Here is a 26,381-nt window from a genome sequence, read left to right as displayed (position 1 = left end):
TCCTGAGGTTGGAAATAATCAATTTTTACCGAATTGGCAAAAGCAGTATTCTTTGCACCGATTCTTAGCCATCAACCCAAACTATCAACAGGAGCTATTCTGAGATGGGTATTATTAACAGCGAAATCAAACCGTTCAACGCAACCGCATTCAAGCAGGGCGAGTTTGTAGAAATCTCCGAAGCAGACGTTAAAGGCAAGTGGGCCATCTTCTTCTTCTACCCGGCTGACTTCACCTTCGTTTGCCCGACCGAGCTGGGCGACGTAGCTGACAAGTACGAAGAGCTGCAGAAGCTGGGCGTTGAAGTGTTCTCCGTGTCTACCGACACTCACTTCACCCACAAAGCATGGCACGATACTTCCGACACCATCGGCAAGATCCAGTACTACATGGTAGGCGACCAGACTGGCACCATCACCAACAACTTCGGTGTTATGCGTGAAGGCCAGGGCCTGGCAGACCGTGCTACTTTCCTGATCGATCCGGATGGCATTATCCAGGCCATGGAAATCACTGCTGAAGGCATCGGCCGTGACGCAGACGACCTGCTGCGCAAGGTTAAAGCTGCCCAGTACGTTCGTAACCATCCTGGCGAAGTTTGCCCGGCCAAGTGGAAAGAAGGCGAAGAAACACTGGCTCCGTCTCTGGACCTGGTTGGCAAGATCTAAGTTTTTCTACCACAGAAAAACTGACTGGAAAGAGGTCTGTCCGCAGGCCTCGATCCTCCGAAAACCCCGGCTCAGCCGGGGTTTTTGCGTTGTGGTGTCCGCAAAACCCGCAATCTTGCCACCGGTCATGCCCTGGGCTTCCGATATCGTCTACTGTTGAAGTGAAGCTTGGGGTATTCGAGCGGCTGTGGTGGCCGGGGTTCAGAGTGGGGATGGGTTAACGCGCATACTATAGCTCTGCCCTATTAATCGTTTTGCATCAATTAATTTGAGCTTTGTATTGCGGAGCCGTATCGTACACATAACTTCTTTTAACGATTCACTTTGAATTCAGCCACTTGGCTACGACAGACATCAAGGAGACCCCCTAAATGTTGGATGCAAAAATCAAGCAACAACTCCAGGCGTACATGGAAAAGCTGCAGCAGCCGATCGAGCTGGTGGCAGCCTATGACGACAGCAAGAAGTCCCAGGAGCTGAAAGAGCTGCTGGAAGAACTGGAGCCGATGTCCTCCAAGATCAGCCTGCGCACGGAAGAATCAACCGACGTGCGTCGCCCGTCTTTCGCGATCAACCGGATTGGTTCCGATATTGGCGTACGTTTCGCCGGTATCCCCATGGGTCACGAGTTCACCTCACTGGTACTGGCGCTGCTGCAGGTAGGCGGTCACCCGTCCAAGGCGTCACAGGAGCTGATCGAGCAGATCCAGGAGCTGGACGGCGAGTTCGAGTTCGAAACCTACTTCTCCCTGTCCTGCCAGAACTGCCCGGACGTGGTACAGGCCCTGAACCTGATGAGCGTGCTGAACCCGAAGGTTAAGCACACCTCCATCGATGGCGCCCTGTTCCAGGACGAAGTCGAGCAGCGTGAAGTGATGGCGGTACCGAGTGTGTACCTGAACGGCCAGCCCTGGGGCCAGGGCCGCATGACGCTGGAAGAAATCGTAGCCAAACTGGACACCAACTCTGCCGAGAAAGAGGCCGAGAAGCTGAACCAGAAAGGCGACTTCGAAGTTCTGGTCATCGGTGGTGGCCCGGCTGGCGCTGCGGCGGCTATCTACGCGGCCCGTAAGGGAATCTCCACCGGTATTGCGGCCGAGCGTTTCGGTGGCCAGGTGAGTGACACCATGGGTATCGAAAACCTGATTTCCGTGCCTTACACCGAAGGCCCGAAGCTGGTCTCTGCCATGGAGCAGCACGTTAACGAATATGAAGTCGACATCATGAACATGCAGCGCGCCGAGAAGCTGATTCCGGCAGCGCAGCCGGGCGGCCTGCACGAAGTGAAGCTGGCCAACGGTGCTTCTTTGAAGTCCCGTACCCTTGTTCTGGCCACCGGTGCCCGCTGGCGCCAGATGGGTGTGCCGGGTGAAGAAGAGTACCGTAACAAGGGCGTGGCCTACTGCCCGCACTGCGACGGCCCGCTGTTCAAAGGCAAGCGCGTGGCGGTAATCGGTGGCGGTAACTCCGGTGTGGAAGCAGCCATCGACCTGGCCGGTATTGTTGGCCACGTTACCCTGATCGAGTTCGGCGAGCAGATGCGTGCAGACGAAGTGCTGCAGAAGAAGCTGCGCAGCCTGGACAACGTGAAGATCATCACCTCTGGCCAGACCACCGAGGTAGTGGGCGAGAACGGCCGGGTAAGCGGCCTGAACTATACCGACCGCACCACCGGCGAGGCGCACCACATCGAGCTGGAAGGTATCTTCGTGCAGATCGGCCTGGTGCCGAACACCGAGTGGCTGAAAGGTGATATCGAGCTGAGCCAGCACGGCGAGATCATCGTCAACGACCGTAACGAAACATCCATTCCGGGTGTGTTCGCGGCCGGCGATGCCACCACCGTGCCCTACAAGCAGATCGTGATCTCTATGGGTGAAGGTGCCAAGGCTTCCCTGAGCGCCTTCGACTTCCTGATCCGCAACTCTGCGCAGTAAGTTTACCCAAGCCTGACAGCCTCAGGCTGACCCCTGAAACCGGTATCTGCGGGATGTGGATACCGGTTTTTTTATGGGCTTACGAGCCGCCCGCCATGTCCTGCTCCAGGCTACCGCTTACCGGGTCAGCCTCGCCCTGCGGGGTGAACAGATGGCCGTAGGCCGCCTGCAGGCCTGCCAGAATAAAGTCAAAGGGCACGTCGTCGAACACGCCGTGGTCGTTGATGTATTCCATATGGGCGTGGCCATCCTCGGTGAACTCCTGGAACACCGAGTCGTTCACGCCGTCGAACTCCAGCGGGTCTACTTTCATCATCTGGCACAGCTGCTGGTTGAATGCTGGCGTGGCCTTCACCCAGCGGCCGTTCAGGTACAGCTCGATAAACCCGTGCATGCGAAACACATCCGACTGCAGCCATTCAATCAGTTTGGGGCTGGACAGGTGGTTGCGTACATCGGCCAGGCCCAGGCGGCTGGGGATGCCCAGGGCCCGCGCGGCCGCGCCCAGAAGAACGGCTTTGGGGATGCAGTAGGTTTCGCCGGATTCCAGGGCATAGCTGGCGGACAGGGTGTGGGGTTCCGCCCGGAACACATAGGGGTTGTACTGGATGCCGTCGCGCACCGCCAGGTACAGCGCCTTGATTTGCTCTACCGGGTCATCCGGAACACCGGCCAGCTGCTCCTGGAGCCAGGCGCTAACTGCGGGATGGTTGTAGTTGAAGAAGGGCGTGGCTTTCAGGTAGTTGTCCATGTCCGGATTCCAGGGGGTTCGCATGATCAAACGATGATGGCCTGATTAGCAAACTAAGGGCAATGGCATTTTGTACCAAAGGTATTGCTCGCAGGCGCCACCAACTGCGTGGTTCAGCGCCGGCAAATATGGCAGTCTGGTGGTTTTGACGACGAGGGCGCGATGGCAGATCTGATCGCAGGCATGACATTGGCACAACTGCTTGGCCAGCTGGCGGGCCTGGTGGCCCTGGCTTTCTGTATTGCCGGCTTTGCCAACAAGAACGACGACCGGCTGATGGTGCTGCTGATCTCCGCCAATGTCGCCTTCGCCCTGATGTTTGCCTTCTTCCAGAGCTGGACCGCTGCCGCCCTGACGGTGCTGGTCATTCTGCGCATCGCCCTGGCGCGCCGTTACCAGGGCAACTGGAAAATCATGGCCGGCATACTCGCCGTCAATCTGCTGGTGGCCTGGGCCACCTGGAAAACCGCCACCGATGTGTTCCCGCTGACCGCCGCGACCCTGGGCACCGTGGGTATGTTCATGCTCAGGGGGATACCGCTTCGCATTGTGCTGGGCCTGGCCGCCCTGGCGTGGATGCTCAACAACATCGTGATCGGTTCGGTGGGCGGCATCCTGGCCGAGGGCATGGTGCTGGTTACCAACATCATTACCATCGTCCGGCTGTACCGGTTGCAGAAGAAGTATCCGGAATTGCTAACTGATGCCATAGTTAAGAAATAACGGGGCAATTGGTAAACCCGCGGAACTTTCAGTACACCCATCAATTGTTAATAAATATCCAACACAACCAGGAGAAGGGAATGGCAAACGAAAGCTATCACGAGCCGGTCGGCGAGCTGTCTGATGAAATCCGCGATATGCACCGGGCAATCAGTTCACTGATGGAAGAATTCGAAGCCGTGGACTGGTACAACCAGCGCGCGAGCGCCTGCAAGGACCCGGAGTTGAAATCCATTCTGGAGCACAACAGGGACGAAGAGAAAGAGCACGCGGCGATGGTGCTGGAGTGGATTCGCAGAAAGGATCCGACCATGGACAAGTATCTGAGGGAGTTTTTGTTCAAGGACGGTCCCATTGGCCACCATGATTGATTGATGAAAAAAGCCCCGGCCGGAGCCGGGGCAAAGTACCTCATCAATAAAAGTGCTCTAAGCAGAACCGCCGGGGTTATCGGTCTTCGTAACGCTCGTGCTTGAAGAACACGCCGGAATCACCGAACTGCGAGGCGATCAGGTCAGAGGTGAGAGTCAGCTCACCGACTTTGCGGGCGCTGTTGCGGCGCTCTTCGGCGAGCCTGCGGTTGCGCGATGGGAAGATCGACGTGCGGATGGCTGAATCGGTGGCGTACACGTCATACAGCTTGGTGCCTTCGGTCAGCGTCATCAGGCTTTCCCGGAAGTCGTGAGGCTCGCTCGGGAAGTTGGCCTTCAGGTCCGGGTTGGGTACAAAGTACACCTGGGTAGGCGCCTTGGGGCTGGCCACAGAATCGCCGCGCTGGGTGACTTCAGAGAAGTCGTTCACCATCAGCCGTGTAGGCTTGGTGGTAACCAGTGAGAACAGGATGGTACTGCCAATGGAGTCGTTCAGCTCCGGCGATACGTAGTTCGACAGTTCGTTGGCGAAGAAGTTGTGGTTGTCGCCCTGGCCAGACAGAGTGTACAGGGCCGATACGTTACGTGATGGCTGGCCATCTACAAACAGTTTCAGGGCCATGCCCGGGGCAAAGCCGCGCTCCTGCGGATCACCGGTGACCGACAGCCTCAGCAGGCCGTGGTCAGCGCCTTCAAACAGGCCGGTGAACCCATGGCCGGAGGTGGCGTTGAACTGCACCCGGCCCATGACCGCCTGCGGGTGGATCGGCTTTTCATTGCCGGCCGGTGCCACGTCGGATTCCACTTTCACCTTGTCCCACAGCACTTTGCTGATCAGGCCGCCGATATCCACATCCTGTTGGGCCGGCAGTTCACCTTCGTTGTACTCGGTGCGCACGGCGCCGTTAACCCACAGGTGCATCTGCTTCTGCTCCGCACTCCAGCTCTCATACTCGGCCGGCATGTTCAGGCCCCAGGGCTTGAACGCGTTGTCCATGCCTGCCAGGGCGCTGCTCAGGGCCGGGTGGTGGCGCTTGAGTACGTCAACCATGGTGTTGTTTTCTACCCAGTCCATACCTTCCGGGGTGTACACCTCCGGAGTGTAGTCGGTGGTAAAGAAGCGGTCAGTCATCAGACGGCGGGAGGCGTTCAGGATGAAGATCTGGAACGAGGTTTCACCAAAGCCGAAACCGTCCGGGCGGGTTTCTTCCGCCAGTGAACCGACCAGGGTATCGATCAGTTCGATGTCGTTGTTGTACAGGCGCTTGAGGTTGGCCAGCAGTTCCGGGTCGGAGGTCAGGTCTTCAAACTTCTTGATTTCCTTGAGGCCAATGGCCCGGCGGAATTCATTGTAGCGGGGTACGCCACGCTCGCGGTCACGCAGGACGTCGATGGCGGCCATATCGATGTCGCCAATCAGCGGCATGGACAGGTTCCGGAGGAACTCCGGGTAGTTTTCCAGTACCAGCGCACCCGGGTGGGTGATGCCGAAGGAATACCACAGGCGGTCTGCGCCCACATCGTCCAGGACATCCTCGGCGTCGCCGTCACGGGTATCCGGAATGGCAATACGCTCGCTCACTACGTTGGTGCCTACATCGTACACTTCGATGTCATCGCGCATCAGCGGGTGCATGCGGTACACCGACACGAATTCTTCTGTCAGGGTGTAGGGCACGTCATAGTTGTTGGGCGCGCGGGAGCCCACGAGGCCGCCCAGTGCGTGGTCAATCACGCCCGGTTGGGTGATGTCGCTGTCGATGCCCAGCATCCGGAACAGGTTGGCAACGCCGGAGACGTTATTGGTCAGTTCATCCAGTGCGTTCTGGAAGAATTCCCGGTTCTCGATGTCACCGCCTACGCCCCACCAGTTGGCGTACATGGCGCGCTTGAGTACCGGGTTATCGAGGATGGCCGGAGTCCATTCCACGGTGTGGATCTTGGCCATCAGGGCCGAGTTTACCAGCCGGGCCTTGTCGTACAGCCACTGGTCAGTGGCGTTCGGGTACTGCTGCTTCAGGCGCTCGGCAATGGCGTTGTGTTCCTGGGTGAACAGCCGGTGCAGCATGCTCAGGCCAACCCACCAGTTTTCGTTGAAGCCGGTAACCGGCTTGCCGCTCATGAATTCCGTGGGCAGCGAGTTGTCGGCATCCACTTTCAGTTTGCCGTCGACAAAGGCCCGTACCTTGTCGCTGGTTTCCTTGTCGCTGCCGTACAGCTGGGAGCCGTCCCACCAGTGGGTGTTGGTGTTCTGGTAAGTGGCCGGACGGCCGGCTTCTGCGGCGGTACGGCTCGGATCAGGCTGGGTACGCTGCACGCTCATGGTGCCGGAACCCAGCGGGTCGCCGTCTGGTAGCGGGAATACGATATCGTCGCCATCCATGCGCGGGCCGTGGTCGAACCAGTCGTGCACCATGAACTGGATCCACGCTGCAGCGGCAAAGTTAACGATGGTGGCCGGCTTCATTTCCTCGCCCCGGGCCATCAGCACATTACTGACTTCCCTGGGGTTCGGGGTCAGCAGGATGTCGTTCTCGGTTTCGGCGTAGGTGAGCTCGGGGTCCAGGTTACGACCGAAACGGGCGAAGGCGGAACCTTCAGCCGGGTTTTCCAGGATGTTACAGGTGCCGTCTTCGGTCCGGGCGGTCTTGCTGCGCTCGTCACAGGTGATTTCGGTGTTCAGGCGGTCCCAGTTTTCCAGGTCGAACATGTTGTTGTTGAGCAGTTCGGTGCGTTCTGCGCTGAGTGTCAGCAGTCCGCCAACTATGCCGATGGTGCCGAACTTGGTGAGTGCGGGCCAGGTGACCCACGGAGTGATACTCATGATCCCTCTCCTTGCTTCAGTTTATTGTGTTTGTTGGAGCAGGGATCAGGGTCGCGGGCCGGGCAAAAAATTGCCCCCTACCGGGGGAGGGGGTGGAGGGGGTTTTTCTGGCGCGTTTCCGGAAATGTGAACTGTTGGGCGCTTTCGTTGTCGCTTCAGGCGTCATGCCTTGGCCGGTCTTTCGCGGTGGCCAGCAGTACGGCTTCGGTGCGGTTGGATACGCCGAGCTTGGCGTAGATGTTTTTCAGGTGCCATTTGATGGTGGAGAGGGTGTTGCCGGTCTGTTCGCTGATCTGCCGGTTATTCAGGCCTTCCAGTAACAAGCCGTAAATGACCTGTTCCCGGGTGGTGAGCTGTGCGGTGGGCGCCGGGTTGGCTGCTGCGTTTACGGCAAGCAGGTTGCCGTAAAGGGCCTGGTAGTTATCCGGTAAATCCAGCCCCTGGCCGGCGGCGGCCGACAGCAGGGTGTCAAAGCCCGGAGCTTCATCGAACAGGTTGCGGGTCAGGTTGTGCAGGCCGTAGTCCTGGACCAGGTTATTGACGGTTTGCCGGCTGTCCTGGTTACCCGGCGGTTCGCAGAGCTGGCGGTTGGTGTCGATAGCCAGGGCCCGGGCGACCAGCCCGGTCTCCCTCAGTTCCCTGGCCAGCACCCGAAGAATTCGGGCGGCAATCGCCGGGCGGCCGGTGGCTCGCAGCCAGTAAACTGTCGCCAGGCCCTGGCGTTCCCGCTGTTCGGTGTAGGCCTGCGGCTTGTCCCACTCGCCAGCCTGCAGTTTTTCGGCCAGCCGGGCCCGCTGTGCTAGTTGTTCAACCCGCTCCCGGCTGCCGCCCAGCCAGGCCTGACGCAGGCGCTCGGCCAGCAGGTGGCTGAGAAAGCGCTGGTTGCGGGCCGGCTCCAGGATGTGTTCCAGCTTGGCCAGCAAGTGGGTGGCTTTATCCGTCTGGCCGTTAGCGAACAGGCAGCGGGCGTAGGTCAGGTAAACCGTGGCGATCACTTCAATAGCAGAGGTTTTGTTCAGCTTGGGCAGCAGGTCGTTACACAGGCTGGCGGCTTCGGTCAGCCGGTTCTGGTCGTACAGGGCAACCACCATGGCGGTACTGCGCAGAATGCGGGTGGCACCGTGGGGAGCCATGGTGCTGTAGGCCTGTTCCACATCCCGGGTAGCCTGCCCGGGCCGGCCCAGGCTGCGGTGGCACAGGGCAATGATCAGCCCGGCGTAGTCTGCCATAAAGTGATGGCCGGTCTGCTTCAGGGCTTCCTGGCCTTGCCGGGCGTAGTTCAGCGCCTGTTCCGGCCGGGCATGCTGCAGGTGATGGTAGGCCGCCATGCACAGGCACAGCGGATAGATGTCATAGTGCCGGCTGTGCCGCACCAGGTCGTCGTAGTCTTCCCGGCTGATAAACCGGGTATCGTTCTGGAACATCTCCAGATACAGCTGCAGAAAGCGAACCAACACCTGGTGGTGATCGGCCACCACATCCTGCGGACTGCTGCGGCGAAAGCTCTCCAGCATGGTGCCGGCCTGGTCGAAGCGGCGAGACAGGATCAGCGCACAGATCAGCGGCACTGCAATGGCGGTGCGCAGCAGCAGGGGGTTGCCTTGCAGGTGGTCTTCCCAGAACAGGATGCCGGAGAAGTGGCCTTCCCGGGCCCAGACGGTGAAGGCCGCTTCCAGTGCATCACCCAGCAGCATGGGCTGTTCGCTGGCGTGTGCGTGTTTCAGGGCCTGGTGATAGTCCCCGGCCTCCAGGTACCAGGCGGCGGCGCGGCGGTGCAACACCGGCACCAGTTCCGGTGCTTCCCGCTGCAGGCGGGTTTGCAGGAAGCCTCGCAACAAAGGGTGAAAGCGGTACCAGCCGGCATCGAGCCCCAGGGGCATCACAAACAGTTGCTGGCGGGCCAGTTCTTCCAGCATCAGGGCGCTGCCGGAGTGCCGGAGAACCTGGTCGCACAGGGGGCCGGTCATCCGGTCAAACAGGGAGCTTTGCAGGCACAGGCTGCGCAGGGAATCCGGCAGGCCCCGCAGTACCATGTCGCCGAAGTAAGCCATTACATCCGGCTGGTGGCCGGCAAAGGTGTCCAGTGCTTCCTCTCCACTGCGCCGCGCGGCCAGCAAGGCCAGCCGGAGCCCGGTTACCCAGCCTTCGGTCAGCCGCAGCAGGTGGTCGAGGGTGTTTTCGGACACCCTGGCCTGGTCCAGCGCCTGGCACAGTTGCCGGGTTTCTGCCGTGCTGAAGCGCAGGTCTTCGTGGGTCAGTTCGGTGAGCTGGTTGTGCAGGTGTAACTGGCTGAGCCGCAGTTCCGGTTCGGCGCGGCTGGCGATCAGCAGGCGCAGGCACTCGGGCGGGCTTTCCAGCAGATAATTGAAGGTGTCCAGAATCAGAGGGCGTCCGGCCAGGTGCTGGAAATCGTCAATCACCACAACCACCGGATGGCAGACGCCGGCCAGGCCCTGGCGCAGCGCTTCGGCGATGTCAGCCGGGTTTTCATTATTGCCGGCATCGAAGGGCGTGAAGGCGGTGGGGTCGAAGGCGGGAACCTCGGTTCGCAGCGTTTCCCCCAGCCGCCCGAAAAACTGGGCCTGGTTGCTGTCACGTTCGCTCAGGGCCAGCAAGGCAATGGCAGCATCCGGATTGGTATTCAGCCACTGTCGGATCAAGGTGGTTTTGCCATAGCCGGCCGGGGCGGTGATCAGGGTCAGCCGCCCGGTTATGCCACTCTGCAGTTTGTGCACGAGCGGTGATCGTTTCAGTAGCGACGGCATACTGTTGGCCGTCAGGGGTTCCATCAGCATGGGTTTGTTTTTGTTGTTGTGCCGGCCTTTGGCCGGTCAGGGATGAAATCCAAGAATAGTACGAAGCGCGGAGGCTAACCTTTGATCAATTCACATTGTCGAATATCAATTTTGGCCCTGTGTACGGCTTAACGGGGCTTGTCAGGCCAATTGAAGTGGCGGTCCAGCGGCGTAACGTGAGGGTTATTCAACAAGAAAGACAAACCGGGGAGACCTCCGCATGAACCAACAACACTACGATGTCCTGATCATCGGTGCCGGGGTATCCGGCATCGGCATGGCCTGCCATCTGAAACGGGAATGCCCCGGCAAGCGCTTTGCCATCCTGGAGCGCCGCCAGTCGCTGGGCGGCACCTGGGACCTGTTCCGTTACCCGGGCATCCGCTCGGATTCTGACATGTTCACCTTCGGCTATAACTTCCGGCCCTGGACCGGCGGCAAGGTGCTGGCCGATGGCGCATCCATCAAGCGTTATGTGGCGGAAACCGCGAAGGAAAACGATGTCGAAAAGCACATCCGGTACAGTGTGGCGGTAAAAACCGCCGAGTGGTCCAGCGCAGATAAGTGCTGGACAGTGACCGCCGAGAATGAGCAGACCGGCGACCAGGAAACCTACACCGCTAACTTCCTGGTGGGTTGTACCGGTTACTACAACTATGACCAGGGCTACAAACCGGATTTCCCCGGCGAGAGCGACTTCAAGGGCCAGGTTGTGCACCCCCAGCACTGGCCGGAAAACCTGGACTACACCGGCAAGAAAGTGGTGGTGATCGGCAGTGGCGCCACGGCCATTACCCTGGTGCCGACCATGGCGGAGAAAGCGGCCCATGTAACCATGCTGCAGCGCTCGCCTACCTATCTGATGCCGCTGCCGTCAACCGACAAAATCACCCTGGCCATGCAGAAAGTACTGCCGGCCAGGACCGCCTACCGGCTGACCCGGGCCCGTAATATTTCCATTTCCCGGTTCCTGTTCGAGCGCTCCCGCAAGAGCCCGAAAGCCATGCGCCGCCTGTTCCTGTCGATCATCAAACGCCAGCTTAACGGCAAGGCTGACATGCGCCACTTCAGTCCTGACTACAACCCCTGGGACCAGCGCCTGTGCGTGGTGAAAGACGGCGACCTGTTTGACGCCATCAAGGCTGGCACCGCGTCGATTAAAACCGATCACATCGAGGGCTTTACCGAAACCGGTATTCGCCTGAAATCCGGCGAGGAACTGGAAGCAGACATCATCGTTCCGGCCACCGGCCTGGATATCCAGATGCTGGGTGGCATCAAGCCCCGGGTAGACGGCCGGGAGGTGGTGCTCAAAGACAAGGTGATCTACAAGAACGTGATGATGGAAGGGGTGCCCAACGCCGGCATGATCTTCGGCTACACCAACATCTCCTGGACCCTGAAAGCGGATATCGCCAGCGAGTACCTGTGCCGGCTGATCAACCATATGGGTCGCAAGGGTTATGAGGTGGCGGTGCCACGGGATACCGAGAACAGTGGCGGTGATGAAACCATTCTGGGCTCTCTGGACGCCGGCTACATCAAACGAGCCGAAGACCGGCTGCCCCGCCAGGGCACTCATGGCCCCTGGAAGGCCTCGCAGGATTACCTCACCGATGTGAAGATTCTGCGCTTCGAGCCCATCGAAGATGGCTACCTGGAATTCGACGGCCAACGCAGCCTGGCCGGACAGCCCCAGAGTACCGGTTTCCTGCGGCCCCTGCGCTCGGCCCTGTTCGGCTCCTGAGTTACTGGAACGCCGGCCGGATAATGTCCCGGTAGTTGCGGATGCGCTGCACGTAGTGCACCGGTTCGTAACCCCGGGCGTAGCCATAGCGGGTGCTGGGGTAGTAGCGTTTGTCGGCTTTCAGGGGCAGTACTTTCTCCATGTCTTCCCAGGAATCCGGGTTCTTGCCCAGGTCCCGTGCCAGTTGCCGGGCATCCAGCAGGTGGCCGCGGCCGATGTTATAGCTGGCCAGGGCCAGGAAGGTGCGGTCCGGTTCCGGGATGGTTTCCGGCAGGCGGCGATGGCGGTCGGCCAGGTAGCGGGCACCGCCGTCAATGGAAGCAACCGGGTCCAGCCGGTTGTTTACCCCCAGGGATTTTGCGGTATTCAGGGTCAGCATCATGATACCCCGCACGCCGGTGGGCGACCTGGCTTTCGGGTTCCAGTGGGATTCCTGGTAGGCAAGGGCTGCCAGCAGGTCGGCCGGGATTCCGGTTTTCTGCTCGGCCGCCCGGAACAGATCGATGTAGTTCGGCAGCCGGTCTTCAATCCGCCGGTTCAGGGCCCGCAAGTCGACAAAGTCGAAGTCGCCGATGTAGGCGTAGTAGAGGTTTTCCATCCGGCCCAGGGCTTCGTCACCTTCCTTGCTGTTCATCCACTCCCGGGCGTCTGCTGCCAACTCGTCTGAGCCGGCAGGCAGGTACCAGCCCAGGTTACGTCCTTCGGTCAGGTTCATGGCCACTTCCAGGTGTGGGAAGTGCCGGCGCATCACCTGCACAATGTTGGAGTCTGCCACGGTGCAGCCCACATTCCTGTCTGCCACTTCGGCCAGGATCACTTCGGTAGTGCGCTCGCTGTCTTCCCGGAATTCAATCTCCGGATGCTGTCCGGCCAGTTCGTTCAGTGTGTCCACATAGCTGGAGCCGGCGGTGACCTCAATATCGATTCCTTGAATGTCTTCAGGTTTGCGGGGCAGGGGGCGATCGTCACGGTGGCAGACCAGTTGCTCGGTGATCTCGGTGTGGGCCGGCCCCGGCGTGAACAGCTCGTTGCGGCTGTGCAGGTGGGTCAGGCCGGAGGCTGCCAGGTGGGTAGTGCCGGCTTCCAGGGCGGCGAGCACATCGGCGGTGGAGTCCAGCATGGTCCATTCCACCTCCCAGCCACGGGCCTGGGCGTAGTCGGAGACCAGGGCGTACTCGGGGCCGACAGGGTTCTCGTGCCGGTCAAGGTAATAGGTGGTCGAGCCGTTTCGGGTGGCGACCTTCAGAATACCGGTTTCCGAGGGCGGCTTGAGCCCGGTGCTTTGGGCGGGCGTTTTTTGCTGCTCGCTGCACCCGCCCAGCATCATTAAAACGGCGGACAGGCCGAGGGTGAATTTCCATCCGGACTGCATGATGGATCATCCTTTTTTCTTATGTCGTGAATTTATATAGATCTTACTCTCTGTTAAAACTACGCACCGATCAACCCTGTGGATTTCCTCCCCGGCATAGCTCAGGGCTGTGTTATCACAAATGCTGATAGGCAAGGGCCCTTAGCATCCTTACGATAATGGCTTTCCGTTGTTCGAATAAGGACACCACCTTGCCTACCGGATTGCGTTCGGCCTTTGCCTACCTTGCCCTGACTGCGGCCGTGCTTTCGCTGCTGCCCGGTATGCCGTTGCTGGGTGCTGCGGCGGCTGGTATGGCGATACTTCTGGGCTGGCAGGACATGCGTAACGTGCCCCGTGCGGTGTTTGTGGTGGCCCTGGCCATGCTGATCTTCGCGCTGGGCTACGACCCGGCGCTGATCGTAACCGCCGCCGGTAACATGACCCGCCTGGCGGGCCTGATGCTGGCGGTGATGCTGTTGTCGAACGTGCTGGCCCGCACACAGGACCTGCAACAGATTTCTTCCAGCCTGTTTGGCGGCAAACCGCTGACCCGTTATCTGAGCCTGGCCTTCGGTACCTCGCTGGTATCCATTCCCCTGAACTTTGGTTCGGTCGCTGTGGTGGGCAGCCTGGTAGGGGAGCGTATTCGTCGCAATGGCGATTCCGAATCTACCCGCAATGCCACACGGGCTGTTTTGCGGGGGTTCGGCGTGGCACCCTCGTTCTCGCCCCTGTCTATCTCGGTGGTGCTCACCCTGACGCTGCTGCCACAGGTGAGCCTGTTGTCGCTGCTGTCGCTGGCCGTGCCGTTTTCTGTGTTGATGCTGCTGGCGGGATTACGATGGCGTGAACCAGAACCGCTGGAAAACACCGAGCAGGGCGGTACTGGTGCCGGCGCGGGCAGTTGGCTGCGGTTTGGTGGCCTGATTCTGGCAGTGTGTGTGGGCGTACTCTGGCTCAGCCATCAGTTCGGGCTGAGCTATGCCCATGCGGTGGCTCTGAGCTGCCTGGGGGCGGTGCTGTTGTACCGGGTTCTGGGATGGCTGCGAGGGCAAAATCCGCCCATGACCAGCATGGCCAATGTCAGTAACGAGCTGGCCATTGTGGGTGGCTCGGCCTTTATCGGGGCGGTGCTCAGTGGCGTGGTACTGGGCCAGATCAGTGGTCAGCCGGAATTGCCGGTGTGGCTCTGGGCCCTGCTGGCAGCCGGTGTGCCCTGGGTGTTCTTTGCCGCCGGGCTGGCGGGTATGAACCCCATTATTATTGCCACCCTGGTGGGCGGCATTCTGGGTTCCCTGTGGCCAACCGCGGCCCAGCTGGGCCTGGCGATTGCCATGGTTACCGGCTGGGGCATTACTGCCTTCGGCACACCCTTTGCGGCCAACGCCCTGATCATGGAACGGCTGACCGGATACCGGGCCCGGGATGCCTCCTTCCGCTGGAGTCTGCCGTTGTCTCTGTGCGGTTTGGGCGCGGCCAGCCTTCTGGGCTTCAGTCTGACGATCTGGCTGGCCTGACGCGCGCTTCCGTTAAGGTTTGGGGCCCATCATCCGTTCCAGCGCCTGCGGGTTAGGCAGGCCCTGAACCATTTTCACATTGCCTTCACCATCCTTGTACAGGGTGCTGGGGGTGGCTTGCAGGCCCAGTTGCTGCATCAGGCGGTTGTTGGCCTTCACGTCCATATGGGCGGCGCTGACGTTCTTGCGGTCGACCTCTATGCCACCCTGCTCGTAGTTGCCCTGATGCTCATGCAATGCAGCTTCCGGGTTGTCGCTGCCAAGAATGGTGGCGGCCTTGGTCAGGCTGTCTTCCCGAAGAATACCCACCATAATGTGCCGTAGCTGCACCTTGCCGGCATCAATCCATGCCGCTGCCTGCTGGCGGAACCTGTGGCAGTAGGGGCAATTGGGGTCGGTGAAGGTGTAAATCACGGTCTCGGCGTCTTCGGCGCCGTCACGCACCCAGTTGCTGCTTTCCAGTCGGGGCCAGGCTTCGGCGAATTTCGGGCCGGTCACCAGCTCTTCGATGCTGGCAGCACTGAGGTTGGTGCCTTTATCGTCCAGCAGCGTACCCACAATCACATGGTCGCCATCCGGGGTCAGGTAAAACGCCAGGGAGCGCCCCTGCATCTCACCGACGTAGCCGGTCATGCCGCCCGGCGCTTCGAAGCTTTCCAGGACGGTAACGCCCTGTTGCTCCAGCGACTGGATTGCGGGCGGGTAGTCCTGGGCTTGTGCCGCCATGGCAAACAGGGCAGACGATAAAACGGTGCCCTTGATCAGGCGTTGGGCAAGGGGAGTGCTCATCGGGATATTAACTCCTTGGATGGGGATGAGTTCAGGAAGCTGGCATCGAAGCGTTCGAGGCTCCGGGCCAGGCTGGCGCGGGACAATTCGCCCATATGGGTATCTACAAGGTGGCCCTGGGCGTTGTAGAATAGCGTGGTTGGCAAGCCGTGGCTGCCGACTACCCGGCCAAAACGGTTCTGCCTGTCGCTCAGTACGTGGCTCAGGTTCAGGTTCTGTTCCATCAGGAACTTGCGGATGGTTTCCGGGTGCTCGCCCTGGTTGGCGAAGACAAAGTTCACGTTCGGATAACGCTGCTGGGCTTCTTCCAGCACCGGCATCTCGCGGATGCAGGGCGGGCACCAGGTGGCCCACAGATTCACCACCGTGGGCTTGTCACCGGCCAGGCTGGCCAGGTCTACCGGGCGCTCGTTCAGATCGGTCAGGGCGACTTCCGGCAGGCCCTGGGTTTGCTGGTTCATCAGGGCGATCAGGCCGCTGATGCCGCCCCAGGTAATCAGCCCGGCGGCGACGGCCGAGCCCAGTGCCCGGCGCATGGCGGCCCGTTTCCACATCAGGTACCCGGTGAACGCCAGGGCAACAACCAGGCCGGTCACCATATCGAAACCGCCGTCGCGGATGTCGATCATGCCCAGCCAGTCGCCCTGATACTCGCCAAAATACCGCACCACAAAGCCGATTCGGGCACTGACCATGGCGACCAGGAAGATATCGGCCAGCGTGCCGGCTACCGGGGTTTTCTCTTTACGGCCGGTCAGGGCGCCTACAATCAGGGCGACCACAAAGGCCAGCACCAGAAGCAGGTGCCCGATGGACAGGCTGAGGGGGCCAACGCCTACGCTGAGCATGGAATCTCCGGAATCCTGTGGGTTTTTATTGGCATACGGCGGCTAGTGACCGGAGACATTCATGGGAGTTCCATGTTTTTGCATAAATGAAAGCCTGCTAATAAAAACCACCTATAGCTATTTGCCGGGTGCTCTGTTACCGTGCCTGCATCCTGCCTCTAGGGATTCCGCAGTTTCCGGCCAACGGCCGCTTTGCGAACCATCCATACGACCTGTCAGAGGACGTCACCCCGAACCCGGCGCGTGACCGTAGTCGTCTTTTATTCCATGAATGTTCATGGCATCTGCCCGCATTCGCCGTATCCGGTGTTCGTGGAGGCAGAATCAATCAAGAGTACACCGTATATGAGTTTTTCTTCCCTCGGTTTGTCCGAGCAGCTGGTCCGTGCCACCGCCGATCAGGGTTATGAAACCCCGTCTCCCATTCAGCTGCAGGCAATTCCTGCCGTTTTGTCTGGCAAAGACGTAATGGCCGCGGCCCAGACCGGCACCGGTAAAACCGCTGGTTTTACCCTGCCTTTGTTGCAGCGCCTGGCGGAAAACCCCCGCACCGGCAAAGGCCCCCGCGCCCTGATTCTCACACCCACCCGTGAGCTGGCCGCGCAGGTACACGACAGCGTGAACCTGTACAGCAAATACGTTCCCACCAAGGCCGCCGTGGTTTTCGGTGGTGTAAAGATCAACCCGCAGATGATGAAGCTGCGCAAGGGCCTGGACGTACTGGTGGCAACACCTGGCCGTTTGATGGACCTGTATCAGCAGAACGCTGTGCGCTTCAACGAAGTGGAAATCCTGGTACTGGACGAAGCTGACCGCATGCTGGATATGGGCTTTATCCGCGACATCCGCAAGATCCTTGCGTTGCTGCCGGCCAAGCGCCAGAACCTGCTGTTCTCTGCCACCTTCTCCAACGAAATCCGCACCCTGGCCCAGGGCCTGCTGGATAATCCGGTACAGGTGGAAGTGGCTGCCCGCAACACCACCGCCGAGAAAGTGAAGCAGTCGGTATACCCGGTTGACCAGAGCCAGAAGACCGCGCTGCTGAGCAAGCTGGTGCGTGACAACGCCTGGGACCAGGTGCTGGTATTCACCCGCACCAAGCATGGCGCCAACCGGCTGACCCAGAAGCTGGAAAAAGACGGCATCACCGCCGCCGCCATTCACGGCAACAAGTCACAGGGTGCCCGTACCCGTGCGCTGGCGGATTTTAAGGCCGGTGAAGTACGCGTGCTGGTTGCCACCGACATTGCTGCCCGTGGTCTGGACATCAAACAGCTGCCACAGGTTGTGAACTTTGAACTGCCGAACGTGCCGGAAGACTACGTGCACCGCATTGGTCGTACCGGCCGTGCCGGCGAGAGCGGGCATGCGCTGTCACTGGTGAGCGCTGATGAAGGCAAACTGCTGGCGGGTATCGAAAAGCTGATCAAGAAGCAGCTGCCGCGCAAGGAAGTGGAAGGCTTCGAGCCGAAAAACAACCTGCCGCTGAAGCCCAAGGCCAAGGCAGACCCGAGCAAGGCCCGCAGCCGTCGCCCGCAGGGTGGCGCTGGCAAGAGCTTTGGCCCGAAACCGGCGGCTCGCAGCGGCGGTCGTGGTCGCGGTGGTCAGGGCGAAGGACAAGGCCGTGGCCAGGGGCAGGGCAGAACTGGCCGCCCGGCCCAGCGCCAGAGCGCGTGATCTGATCCGGTTTTCCGGACAATAAAAAAGCGGGGCTGAAGAGTCCCGCTTTTTTGTGTTCTGAGAGTGGTTCCTGCGGCAGCTCCGTGAGTTGCGAGCTGCCGGGGAGACTCCGGATCAGAACTTGTAGGTGAAACCTACCATGTAGACCATGGGGTCGATTTCTACTTCGAATTTGTCGGTTTTGGTTACGCCGTCTGCCAGAGTCACTTGTGCATCGGTATTAATGTCGGCCCACCAGACTGCGGCGTTCAAGCCGAACTGCTCGCTCAGCATGTAGTCCACCCCGAACTCTACTGCGACACCCACGCTGTCATCCAGATCCAGTTCACCCAGAACAGTCTTCTCTTCGAAGAAAGTCGTGTAGTTAACACCTACGCCCGCATAGGGCTGTACAGCAGATGAGCTCTTCATCGGGTAGTACTGCAGGGTAATAGTTGGTGGCAGGTGCTTGGTCTCACCAATGTCACCCAAGGCTGCAATGTCGCCAGCGCCACTGATGTTGTGCTTGAATGGCGTTGCCGCAAGCACACCCAAGCCAAGGTTACTTGTGAACATGTAGGTGCCACGAAGACCCAACTGTGTGTTGGAGTCTACTGCAACACGGGCGTCCGCACCGAGGGCCGCCACAGAGCCTACAGTAATGACTTCGCTGGAATCATCCGGCGCCACGTGCACCGCACCTGCGCGAACAATGAAATCGCCGGCTTCAAAAGCCTGAGCAGCCGGCGCAACAGCCATCACGGCCGCAGCCAGAACACCGAGTTTGAAAGTACGAGACATAGCCATTTCCTCACTTATTAAAAGTCGATGAAGTGAGGGTAATCGCTGGGGAAAGGGAAAACTTGATTTAAGACAATTAAGGGCGTCACCCCGGCAGGCTTTGGCGGCACGGTTGACCCAACTCAAAAAAACGGGGGTACTTCGGGCTCTGCGTATAGTCAGCCCTGGTTGCTGGCCTTCTCCAGATCTTCCGCCACCAACACATCCCGGATACTCAGGGGCTCACCCTTGGCGTTCTGAACCGTCACGGCCTGGATAGGCTGGCCACTCTCACGGTCACGAAGGTCCAGCGGCTGGCCGTCTGGCGCCGGGTTCCACTTGTCACCCCACTGGCGCAGGGCCACCACCACCGGGAACAGGTCCCGGCCTTTTTCGGTCAGGCGGTATTCAAAGCGGGAACCGTGTTCGCCCACATCCACCTTGCGCAGTACTTCGTTATCCACCAGCTTGGCCAGGCGGTCGCACAGGATGTTCTTGGCGATGCCCAGCTGCTGCTGGAAGTCCACAAACCGTCGCGTGCCGTACATTGCATGCAGCACAATCAGCAGGGACCACCAGTCGCCCACTTCATTGAGGGCGCGGGCGACGGAGCAACTGGAATCATCAAAACGTTTTCTGGCCATGTCAGGGAGTGTACCGAATAGGGTTGCATTTTGAAACCGGATTGAATAGGGTTGCTTTACGAAACCAAATTGATGAGGTTGCACATCACATGAGTATGAATCTTGGTCCTTTGTTCGAGCCGTTTGAACTTCATAACCTCAAGCTGCGCAACCGCGTAGCCATGGCTCCGATGACCCGCAATTTCTCGCCCAAGGGTGTACCCGGTCAGGATGTGGTGGACTACTATCGCCGCCGTGCCGAAGCCGGCGTCGGCCTGATCATCACCGAAGGCACGGTAGTGAATCACGCCGCTGCCAACGGTTACCCGAACGTGCCGGCCTTCTATGGCGACGAAGCCCTGGCTGGCTGGAAGCAGGTGGTTGATGCCGTGCACGAAGCCGGCGGTGCCATCTTCCCGCAGCTGTGGCACGTAGGCGCGGTGCGCAAAGAAGGTATCGAGCCGGATCCGTCTGTTCCCGGTTACAGCCCTTCAGGCCTGTTTGCCCCGGGCAAGCCCAACGGCAAGGCTATGACCAGGGAAGATATCCAGGACGTGATCAAAGCCTTCGGTGATGCCGCCCAGGATGCCAAGGCCCTTGGCTTTGACGGCGTGGAAATCCACGGTGCCCACGGCTACCTGCTGGACCAGTTCCTGTGGGAGGGCACCAACCAGCGTGACGACGAATACGGCGGCAGCATGGAAAACCGCCTGCGCTTTGTGGTGGAAATCGTCGAAGAAGTCCGCCATCGCGTTGGCCCGGATTACCCGATCATGCTGCGTTTCTCCCAGTGGAAGCAGCAAGCCTATGAAGCGAAACTGGTTGATAGCCCGGAACAACTGGAACAGTTCCTGAAGCCGCTGGTGGATGCCGGTGTGGATATCTTCCACGCCTCCACCCGTCGCTTCTGGGAACCGGAATTTGAAGGGTCCAACCTGAACCTGGCCGGCTGGACCCAGAAACTGACCGGCAAGCCGACCATGTCTGTTGGCAGCGTTGGCCTGACCGAAGACTTCATCAGCGGCACTTTTGCCAGCAAGAAAGAAGCCGTGGAACAGTCCGGCATCGACGAGCTGGTTGAGCGCATGACCAACCATGAATTCGAACTGATCGCGGTCGGCCGCGCCCTGCTGCAAGACCCGGAATGGCTGGTGAAAGTGAAAGAAGGCCGATTGAACGAAGTGGAAGCCTTCGCCAAGAAATCCCTGGCCAAACTTTACTGATCGAACTACTCCTTCGATCCTGCTTGCCGCGGCGCCCGCTCAGGCCCCGCGGCTTTTTTGTTCCTGCAGCGCCAGGAGATTTTCTACTTCAACCCCCTCCAGCAGCGCACCCCGGAACTGCCGGTTGATAAACCGCTCTGTCTCCACCTGAATCCGCTCCCGCTGCTCCGGCTTCTCGATGTAATCCATGGCCCGGAACAGGATGTAGCGAATGGTCATGTGGGAAATCTCATGCACCACCGCGGCGTCCACCCCCGGCACCAGACCCCGCTCCAGAATATCCTCCGCCATCTCCCGTGCACTGGCATCCAACTGCGCTTCCAGAGCCCGGCGCAACACCGGCGACGGCCCGTGCAGCTCGCGAACAGCCACGGTGGTGGCAGCCGGATTGGCGAGGAAGTAGCGGTACACAAAGGTGACGGTATCGTGAGACGCCTGCTCGGATGAGTCCGCCATCTGCCGCAGCTGCCGCACCCCGGTTTTCATATCCTCGGCGATATACCCCAGCACCTGTAGCCCGAATTCATCAAGGCTTTTGAAGTGCCGGTAAAACGTATTCGGATTCAACCCCGCCTCACGAGCCAGCTCCCGCAGCCCCAACGACGTCAGGCTCCGCGTTTCGGTAATCAACCGCAGAGCGGCCTGAACCAGTTTCAGTTTTCCGCCGGCCAGTGTGTCCATTTAAGCCTCATATTCTGGAGTTGGGCCGGGCGGTGGGCCTTGTTCACAGACACACTACGAGCACATCCATGTGCGCTTGTTTCAGGCCGTCCCTGGCCTTCAACAGTCTGTGAACAAGGCCCACCGCCCGGCCGTTCTAACAGTGAGTATGCATGCCTTCTCAGATTCAGCATTTGGGAGACGGCCGCCACAGAAGCTTAACGGTTGGTTTGGGGGGAGGCTGTCCAAAAATGTGCGGAGCCATGGATGGCGGAGCAGAAGCGCCACATGGGCTCAGCCGAGCGCTGATGAAGCGAAGCTTCATGCGACAGCTGAGCGACCGCAATCTGTGATTGCGGGCCGGACCCCGAAGGGGTGCCGCAAGGAGCGGTTTTTGGACAGCCTCCCCCCAAACCAACCAAACCTCGGAGCCAGAGGCCAGTAGATCCGGAGCACCCAACCCCGAGGCTACACAGGCCAACAATCTGTCACCCAAGGCCAAACACCCGAACCGGAGTATACAAGTGTCTACTCATGGCGGTATACATGTGTCTACCGGTCATGATGACCACCGAAACAACAACAGGCAAGGCCCAAACAGGCCACACAGGAGTGCAGCAATGACACAAACCGCCCAGATCGCCATCATCGGCACCGGCTTCTCCGGCCTCGGCATGGCCATCAAACTCAAGGAAGCAGGATTTCACGACTTTGTGATCCTTGAACAAAGCGACGACATCGGCGGCACTTGGCACGAAAACCACTACCCCGGCTGTGCCTGCGACGTGCAATCTGCGCTGTACTCCTTCTCCTTCGAACAGAACCCCAACTGGAGCCGGATGTTCGCCACCCAGCCGGAGATCAAAGCCTACCTGCGCCACTGCGCGGAAAAGTACGGCCTGATGGAGCACATCCAGCTCAACACCCACGTAGCCGGTGCCCGCTGGGATGAAAGAACCGGTGCCTGGACCATCGAAACCTGCGACAGCCCCGAACTCTGGGCCTATATGGAAAAGCACGGCCTCAAGCCCGGTGATTCACTGGATCGCAGTGACAAAACCCTGCCCAGATTCCGCAAACTGCACGCCGGGGTGCTGGTGTCCGGCATGGGTGGCCTGAGCACGCCGGCGTACCCGGATATCAAGGGCATGGAGTCTTTCACCGGCACTCGCTTCCACTCCCAGAACTGGGACCACGACTATGATTTCCGGGGCAAGCGGGTGGCCGTTATCGGCACCGGCGCCTCGGCCATCCAGTTTGTGCCGGAGATTGCCAGGAGTGCGGCCCACCTGGACCTTTACCAGCGCACGCCGCCCTGGATCATGCCCAAGCCTGACCGGGAAATCCGCCCGCTCGAGCGGATGATGTTCCGCAAGTTCCCGCAAACCCTGAATGCCTTCCGTCAGAGCATTTACTGGATGCTGGAAGCCCGGGTGCTGGGCTTTGTGGGTAACCCGCGCATCCTGAAAATCGGTGAACTGCAGGCCCGCCGCCACATCCGCAACCAGATCAAGGACAAGGCGCTGCGCAAGAAAGTGACGCCGGATTTCCACTTCGGCTGCAAGCGGGTGCTGATCTCCAACAACTACTACCCGGCGCTGGACCAGGATCACGTGGATGTGCTCACCGATGGCATCCGTGAAGTGAAGGGCAACACCATTGTGGATAACAACGGCACTGAGCGTGAGGTGGACTGCATCGTCTACGGCACCGGCTTCAAGGCCCAGGAGCCGATTCCCCGGGGCGTGATCTTCGGCCGTGGCGGCCAGGACCTGCTCGATGCCTGGCGTGAAGGGGCGGAAGCCTACAAGGGCACCACCGTGGCCGGCTTCCCCAACTTCTTTATGCTGATGGGCCCGAACACCGGCCTCGGCCACAGTTCCATGGTGTACATGATCGAATCCCAGGTTCAGTACGTGCTGGATGCCCTGAAGAAAATGCAGCACCGGGGCTGGAAGAGCGTGGAAGTGAAAGAGGATGCCTTCAGCCGGTACAACGCCTCGATTCACGCCAAGCTGGGGGATTCTGTCTGGCAGACCGGCTGCAAGAGCTGGTACGTGAACGAGAACGGCAAGAACACCACCCTGTGGCCGGGCTTCACCTGGCAGTTCCGGCAGCAGACCCGGCTCTTTGATGCCGAGCAGTATGTGTGTGAAGCAGCAGAGGTGATGGAGCAGGGTGGCGAGCCGGCACTGGCCGGCTGACCATTGCAACAGGGCCAGCGCAGTGGCTGGCCCTGTAAACCGGGTTACATCTGCCCGGTTTCTTCGAAGCGGTGGTGCCAGCTCAGGGCTTCTTCCAGCAGGTGCGGGGTGTGCATGCCGCGGCCGCTGTTGCAGGCGCGCTCGAAGTAGTCCCGCAGGCGCGGGCGGAAGTCCGGGTGCGCACACTTTTCGATGATGTTCAGCGCCCGCTGGCGGGGCGGAAGGCCTCGCAGGTCGGCCAGGCCCTGTTCGGTCACGACAATCTGCACATCGTGTTCGGTGTGGTCCACGTGGGACACCATCGGCACAATCGTGGAAATAGAGCCACCCTTGGCGGTCGACGGGGTCATGAACACCGACAGGAAGCCGTTACGGGCAAAGTCGCCGGAACCGCCGATGCCGTTCATGATGCGGGTGCCCATCACGTGGGTAGAGTTCACGTTGCCGTAGATGTCGGCTTCGATCATGCCGTTCATGGCAATGATGCCCAGGCGGCGGATCACTTCCGGATGGTTACTGATTTCCTGGGTCCGCAGCACAATGCGATCCCGGTAGAAATCGATGTTGTCGGCCAGCTCCTGGTTGGCTTCCGGGCTCAGGGAGAAGGCGGTGGCTGAGGCCTTGGCCAGTTTGCCGGATTTCAGCATCTCCAGCATGCCGTCCTGCAGTACTTCGGTGTAGGCAGTCAGGTTGTTGAACGGGCCTTCGTTCAGGCCAGCCATCACGGCGTTGGCAATGTTGCCGACGCCGGATTGCAGGGGCAACAGGTTGGCCGGCAGGCGCTTCTTTTCGACTTCGCTGGAGAAGAAGTCCAGCAGGTGGCCGGCAATGCGACGGGAGTTTTCGTCCGGGTCGCTGAAACGGGAGTTGCGGTCCGGCGAGTTGGTTTCCACTACCGCAATCACTTTCTCCGGCGGGCACATCAGGTACTTCTCACCAAAGCGCTCGTCCGGTTTGGTGATCGGGATCGGCTTGCGGCGCGGCGGCAGGGCGGTGCCGTAATAGACGTCGTGCATGCCTTCCAGGCCGGCACTCTGGCCGTGGTTCACTTCGAGGATGACCTTGTCGGCCTGGTCAATCCAGGTTTTGTTGTTGCCGATGGACGACGACGGAATCAGCCGACCATCTTCCGTAATGCCTACCACCTCGATGACGGCAATATCCAGCTTGCCGAAGAAACCGGACCAGGCGTGCTGGGCCACGTGCGACAGGTGGATATCCATGTATTCCATCTTGCCTTCGTTGATCTTCTGGCGGCAGGTGGGATCGCTCTGGTAGGGCAGGCGCATTTCAATGCCGTCTACTTCGGCCAGCGCGCCGTCCAGTTCCGGGGCGGTGGAGGCACCGGTCCATACGCTGATGCGGAAGTTCTCGCCACGGGCGCGGTGGTCACGGATGTGCTCGGCCAGGGCCTGGGGCACGGCTTTCGGGTAGCCCGCGCCGGTAAAGCCGCTCATGCCTACGTTCACGCCGGAGGGGATCAGGCTGGCAGCGTCTCGGGCACTCATAATACGTTTGCTAAGTTTTGGGCAACGAATCCTGGATTCGGTCGACATGATCCACCTCTTGTTATGCGGTTAACGGCCCCGGTTTTTGGCCTTGTCGGCAATGGGGCGAACAGAAAAGCGCCATATTCTAACAGCGAAACAAGAAAGCATGCTTAATGGTGTTAGTGAAACTACCTAATTCTTTAGTCTAATGCTGGTGTAAGTTCCAGATAATACTGGGGTGGTTCAGAGGGCGCCCCGCGGTTTGCCGGTTGCCGTAGCGGCCACCCGGTGGGATGATGCCCGCATTCGACCGTGAGTTATCCCATTTCCAGGCATCCGGCAGGGCTCCATGAACACCAGAACCTCCACCCGACTGAACAAATACATCAGCGAGAGCGGCATGTGCTCGCGCCGGGATGCTGACCGCTACATCGAACAGGGTAATGTTCACATCAATGGCCGCCGGGCCCAGGTGGGAGACCAGGTGTTGCCGGGCGATGTGGTGAAGGTGAACGGCCAGGTGGTGGAACCCCGGGATGAGGAAGACCTGGTCTTTATCGCCCTGAACAAGCCGGTGGGCATTGTCAGCACCACCGACAGTGCTGAGAAAGACAATATCCAGCGCTTTGTCGGCCACAGCGAACGGATTTTCCCCATCGGCCGGCTGGATAAAGACTCCCAGGGGCTGATTTTCCTCACCAGTAACGGCGACCTGGTGAACAAGATCCTGCGCGCCGGTAATAACCATGAGAAAGAATACCTGGTGACGGTGGATAAGCCGGTCACCCGGGAATTCGTCGAGGGCATGAGTAACGGCGTGCCAATCCTGGGCACCATGACCAAGCGCTGCAAGGTCGAGAAGGTTTCCCGGTTTGTGTTCCGCATCATCCTGGTACAGGGCCTGAACCGCCAGATCCGCCGCATGGCCGAGCATTTCGGTTATGAGGTTACCCGGCTGGAGCGGGTGCGGATCATGAACGTCAGCCTGCAGGGGCTGCCGGTGGGGGCCTGGCGGGATCTCACAGAAAAAGAACTGGCGGTGCTGTTCGATGCCATCCGGGATTCGTCGTCGGAGGCCTCGCCGCCGGCCGGTAACAAGCCCCGCAAAAAGCCTGCTTCAGCGAAGGGCGGTCGCCCGGGTCCTGGTGGTAAGCCGGCCAGGGCCGGAGCAAAGCCCGGTGGCAAAGCCCCTGCAGGCAACGGCCGAAAAGGCCCCGGCAGCGGCCCCGGAAAGCGCCCGGGCGGCAAGCCCGGTAACGGCCCGAAAGCGGGTGGACGCGGCCCCGGCCCGAAGGGCAAACCGTCGAAACCCGGAAAGCCCCGCAAACCATCCATCAAGAAGCGCTGAGCACCCATCATAGGTTCTCTTCCTTACGGCAGAACCGGCAAACCGGCGCTATGCTTACCGGCTTTAAACC

Annotated in this window: 20 protein-coding genes; 10 read left to right on the top strand and 10 right to left on the bottom strand. The window is 60.0% G+C overall.

Going from position 1 to position 26,381, the window contains the following annotated elements:
* The first annotated feature begins 104 nt into the window (after positions 1-104).
* Entirely contained in the window at positions 105-668 is a 564-nt protein-coding gene (gene ahpC / locus AQ621_RS15425) for an alkyl hydroperoxide reductase subunit C (RefSeq protein WP_082641115.1), read from the top strand.
* Between the two features lie 371 nt (positions 669-1,039).
* Positions 1,040-2,605, top strand: a complete 1,566-nt coding sequence (gene ahpF, locus AQ621_RS15420) for an alkyl hydroperoxide reductase subunit F (RefSeq protein ID WP_058342144.1) — start codon at positions 1,040-1,042, stop codon at positions 2,603-2,605.
* 79 nt (positions 2,606-2,684) lie between these two features.
* Here ahpF and AQ621_RS15415 read toward each other — a convergent pair whose 3' ends face one another.
* Positions 2,685-3,356: a transglutaminase-like domain-containing protein gene (locus AQ621_RS15415; RefSeq protein ID WP_058342143.1), complete on the bottom strand. Its 672-nt coding sequence runs from the start codon at positions 3,354-3,356 to the stop codon at positions 2,685-2,687.
* Positions 3,357-3,518: 162 nt separating this feature from the next.
* Here AQ621_RS15415 and AQ621_RS15410 point away from each other — a divergent pair, with 162 nt between their 5' ends.
* Both AQ621_RS15410 and AQ621_RS15405 read left to right on the top strand, forming a co-directional pair.
* Positions 3,519-4,079, top strand: a complete 561-nt coding sequence (locus tag AQ621_RS15410) for a YgjV family protein (RefSeq protein WP_058342462.1) — start codon at positions 3,519-3,521, stop codon at positions 4,077-4,079.
* Between the two features lie 80 nt (positions 4,080-4,159).
* Positions 4,160-4,450, top strand: coding sequence for an encapsulin-associated ferritin-like protein (locus tag AQ621_RS15405; RefSeq protein WP_058342142.1), 291 nt, complete (start codon positions 4,160-4,162; stop codon positions 4,448-4,450).
* 76 nt (positions 4,451-4,526) lie between these two features.
* Here AQ621_RS15405 and AQ621_RS15400 read toward each other — a convergent pair whose 3' ends face one another.
* Positions 4,527-7,274, bottom strand: coding sequence for a peroxidase family protein (locus tag AQ621_RS15400; protein ID WP_058342141.1), 2,748 nt, complete (start codon positions 7,272-7,274; stop codon positions 4,527-4,529).
* Positions 7,275-7,429: 155 nt separating this feature from the next.
* Entirely contained in the window at positions 7,430-10,009 is a 2,580-nt protein-coding gene (locus tag AQ621_RS15395) for a winged helix-turn-helix domain-containing protein (protein WP_158499537.1), read from the bottom strand.
* Positions 10,010-10,289: 280 nt separating this feature from the next.
* On the opposite strand from AQ621_RS15395, the gene AQ621_RS15390 reads away from it, so the two are divergent.
* Positions 10,290-11,816 carry a flavin-containing monooxygenase gene (locus AQ621_RS15390; RefSeq protein ID WP_058342139.1) on the top strand — a complete coding sequence of 509 codons (1,527 nt, stop codon included), beginning with the start codon at positions 10,290-10,292 and terminating at the stop codon, positions 11,814-11,816.
* 1 nt (position 11,817) lies between these two features.
* Here AQ621_RS15390 and mltF read toward each other — a convergent pair whose 3' ends face one another.
* Entirely contained in the window at positions 11,818-13,188 is a 1,371-nt protein-coding gene (gene mltF, locus AQ621_RS15385) for a membrane-bound lytic murein transglycosylase MltF (RefSeq protein ID WP_058342138.1), read from the bottom strand.
* Between the two features lie 191 nt (positions 13,189-13,379).
* On the opposite strand from mltF, the gene AQ621_RS15380 reads away from it, so the two are divergent.
* Positions 13,380-14,687 (top strand): hypothetical protein, encoded by a 1,308-nt coding sequence (locus AQ621_RS15380; protein ID WP_227508364.1) that lies wholly within the window; start codon positions 13,380-13,382, stop codon positions 14,685-14,687.
* Between the two features lie 12 nt (positions 14,688-14,699).
* Here AQ621_RS15380 and dsbG read toward each other — a convergent pair whose 3' ends face one another.
* Together dsbG and AQ621_RS15370 are read right to left on the bottom strand one after the other, a co-directional pair.
* A complete protein-coding gene (gene dsbG / locus AQ621_RS15375) occupies positions 14,700-15,476 on the bottom strand; it encodes a thiol:disulfide interchange protein DsbG (protein ID WP_058342136.1) in 777 nt (258 codons plus the stop codon).
* Positions 15,473-16,324 carry a TlpA disulfide reductase family protein gene (locus tag AQ621_RS15370; protein WP_058342135.1) on the bottom strand — a complete coding sequence of 284 codons (852 nt, stop codon included), beginning with the start codon at positions 16,322-16,324 and terminating at the stop codon, positions 15,473-15,475. Before AQ621_RS15370 ends, dsbG begins: the two co-directional genes overlap by 4 nt.
* A 345-nt stretch (positions 16,325-16,669) precedes the next feature.
* Between AQ621_RS15370 and AQ621_RS15365 the strand changes: the two genes are divergently transcribed.
* The gene (locus tag AQ621_RS15365; RefSeq protein WP_058342461.1) at positions 16,670-18,001 is read left to right on the top strand and encodes a DEAD/DEAH box helicase; all 1,332 of its coding nucleotides are present in this window, start codon (positions 16,670-16,672) and stop codon (positions 17,999-18,001) included.
* Between the two features lie 117 nt (positions 18,002-18,118).
* Here the strand turns inward: AQ621_RS15365 and AQ621_RS15360 are convergent, their stop codons facing one another.
* Complete coding sequence (locus tag AQ621_RS15360; RefSeq protein ID WP_036220367.1) at positions 18,119-18,784, bottom strand: OmpW/AlkL family protein; 666 nt, start codon at positions 18,782-18,784, stop codon at positions 18,119-18,121.
* Positions 18,785-18,942: 158 nt separating this feature from the next.
* Complete coding sequence (locus AQ621_RS15355; protein ID WP_036220364.1) at positions 18,943-19,407, bottom strand: winged helix-turn-helix transcriptional regulator; 465 nt, start codon at positions 19,405-19,407, stop codon at positions 18,943-18,945.
* An 89-nt stretch (positions 19,408-19,496) separates the two neighbouring features.
* Between AQ621_RS15355 and AQ621_RS15350 the strand changes: the two genes are divergently transcribed.
* Positions 19,497-20,609 (top strand): NADH:flavin oxidoreductase, encoded by a 1,113-nt coding sequence (locus AQ621_RS15350; protein ID WP_058342134.1) that lies wholly within the window; start codon positions 19,497-19,499, stop codon positions 20,607-20,609.
* Between the two features lie 39 nt (positions 20,610-20,648).
* Here AQ621_RS15350 and AQ621_RS15345 read toward each other — a convergent pair whose 3' ends face one another.
* Positions 20,649-21,290, bottom strand: a complete 642-nt coding sequence (locus tag AQ621_RS15345; protein WP_058342133.1) for a TetR family transcriptional regulator — start codon at positions 21,288-21,290, stop codon at positions 20,649-20,651.
* Positions 21,291-21,889: 599 nt separating this feature from the next.
* Between AQ621_RS15345 and AQ621_RS15340 the strand changes: the two genes are divergently transcribed.
* A complete protein-coding gene (locus AQ621_RS15340; RefSeq protein WP_058342132.1) occupies positions 21,890-23,473 on the top strand; it encodes a flavin-containing monooxygenase in 1,584 nt (527 codons plus the stop codon).
* Between the two features lie 44 nt (positions 23,474-23,517).
* Here the strand turns inward: AQ621_RS15340 and AQ621_RS15335 are convergent, their stop codons facing one another.
* On the bottom strand, positions 23,518-25,029 hold the full coding sequence (locus tag AQ621_RS15335) for an acetyl-CoA hydrolase/transferase family protein (RefSeq protein WP_058342131.1): 1,512 nt from the start codon (positions 25,027-25,029) through the stop codon (positions 23,518-23,520).
* Positions 25,030-25,312: 283 nt separating this feature from the next.
* On the opposite strand from AQ621_RS15335, the gene rluF reads away from it, so the two are divergent.
* Positions 25,313-26,311, top strand: a complete 999-nt coding sequence (rluF, locus tag AQ621_RS15330; protein ID WP_058342130.1) for a 23S rRNA pseudouridine(2604) synthase RluF — start codon at positions 25,313-25,315, stop codon at positions 26,309-26,311.
* The last annotated feature ends 70 nt before the right edge of the window (positions 26,312-26,381 follow it).

It is taken from the genome of Marinobacter sp. P4B1, assembly GCF_001447135.1.
In the GTDB taxonomy this organism is placed as follows: domain Bacteria; phylum Pseudomonadota; class Gammaproteobacteria; order Pseudomonadales; family Oleiphilaceae; genus Marinobacter; species Marinobacter vinifirmus.
This window is presented reverse-complemented; position numbering and strand designations above follow the sequence as displayed.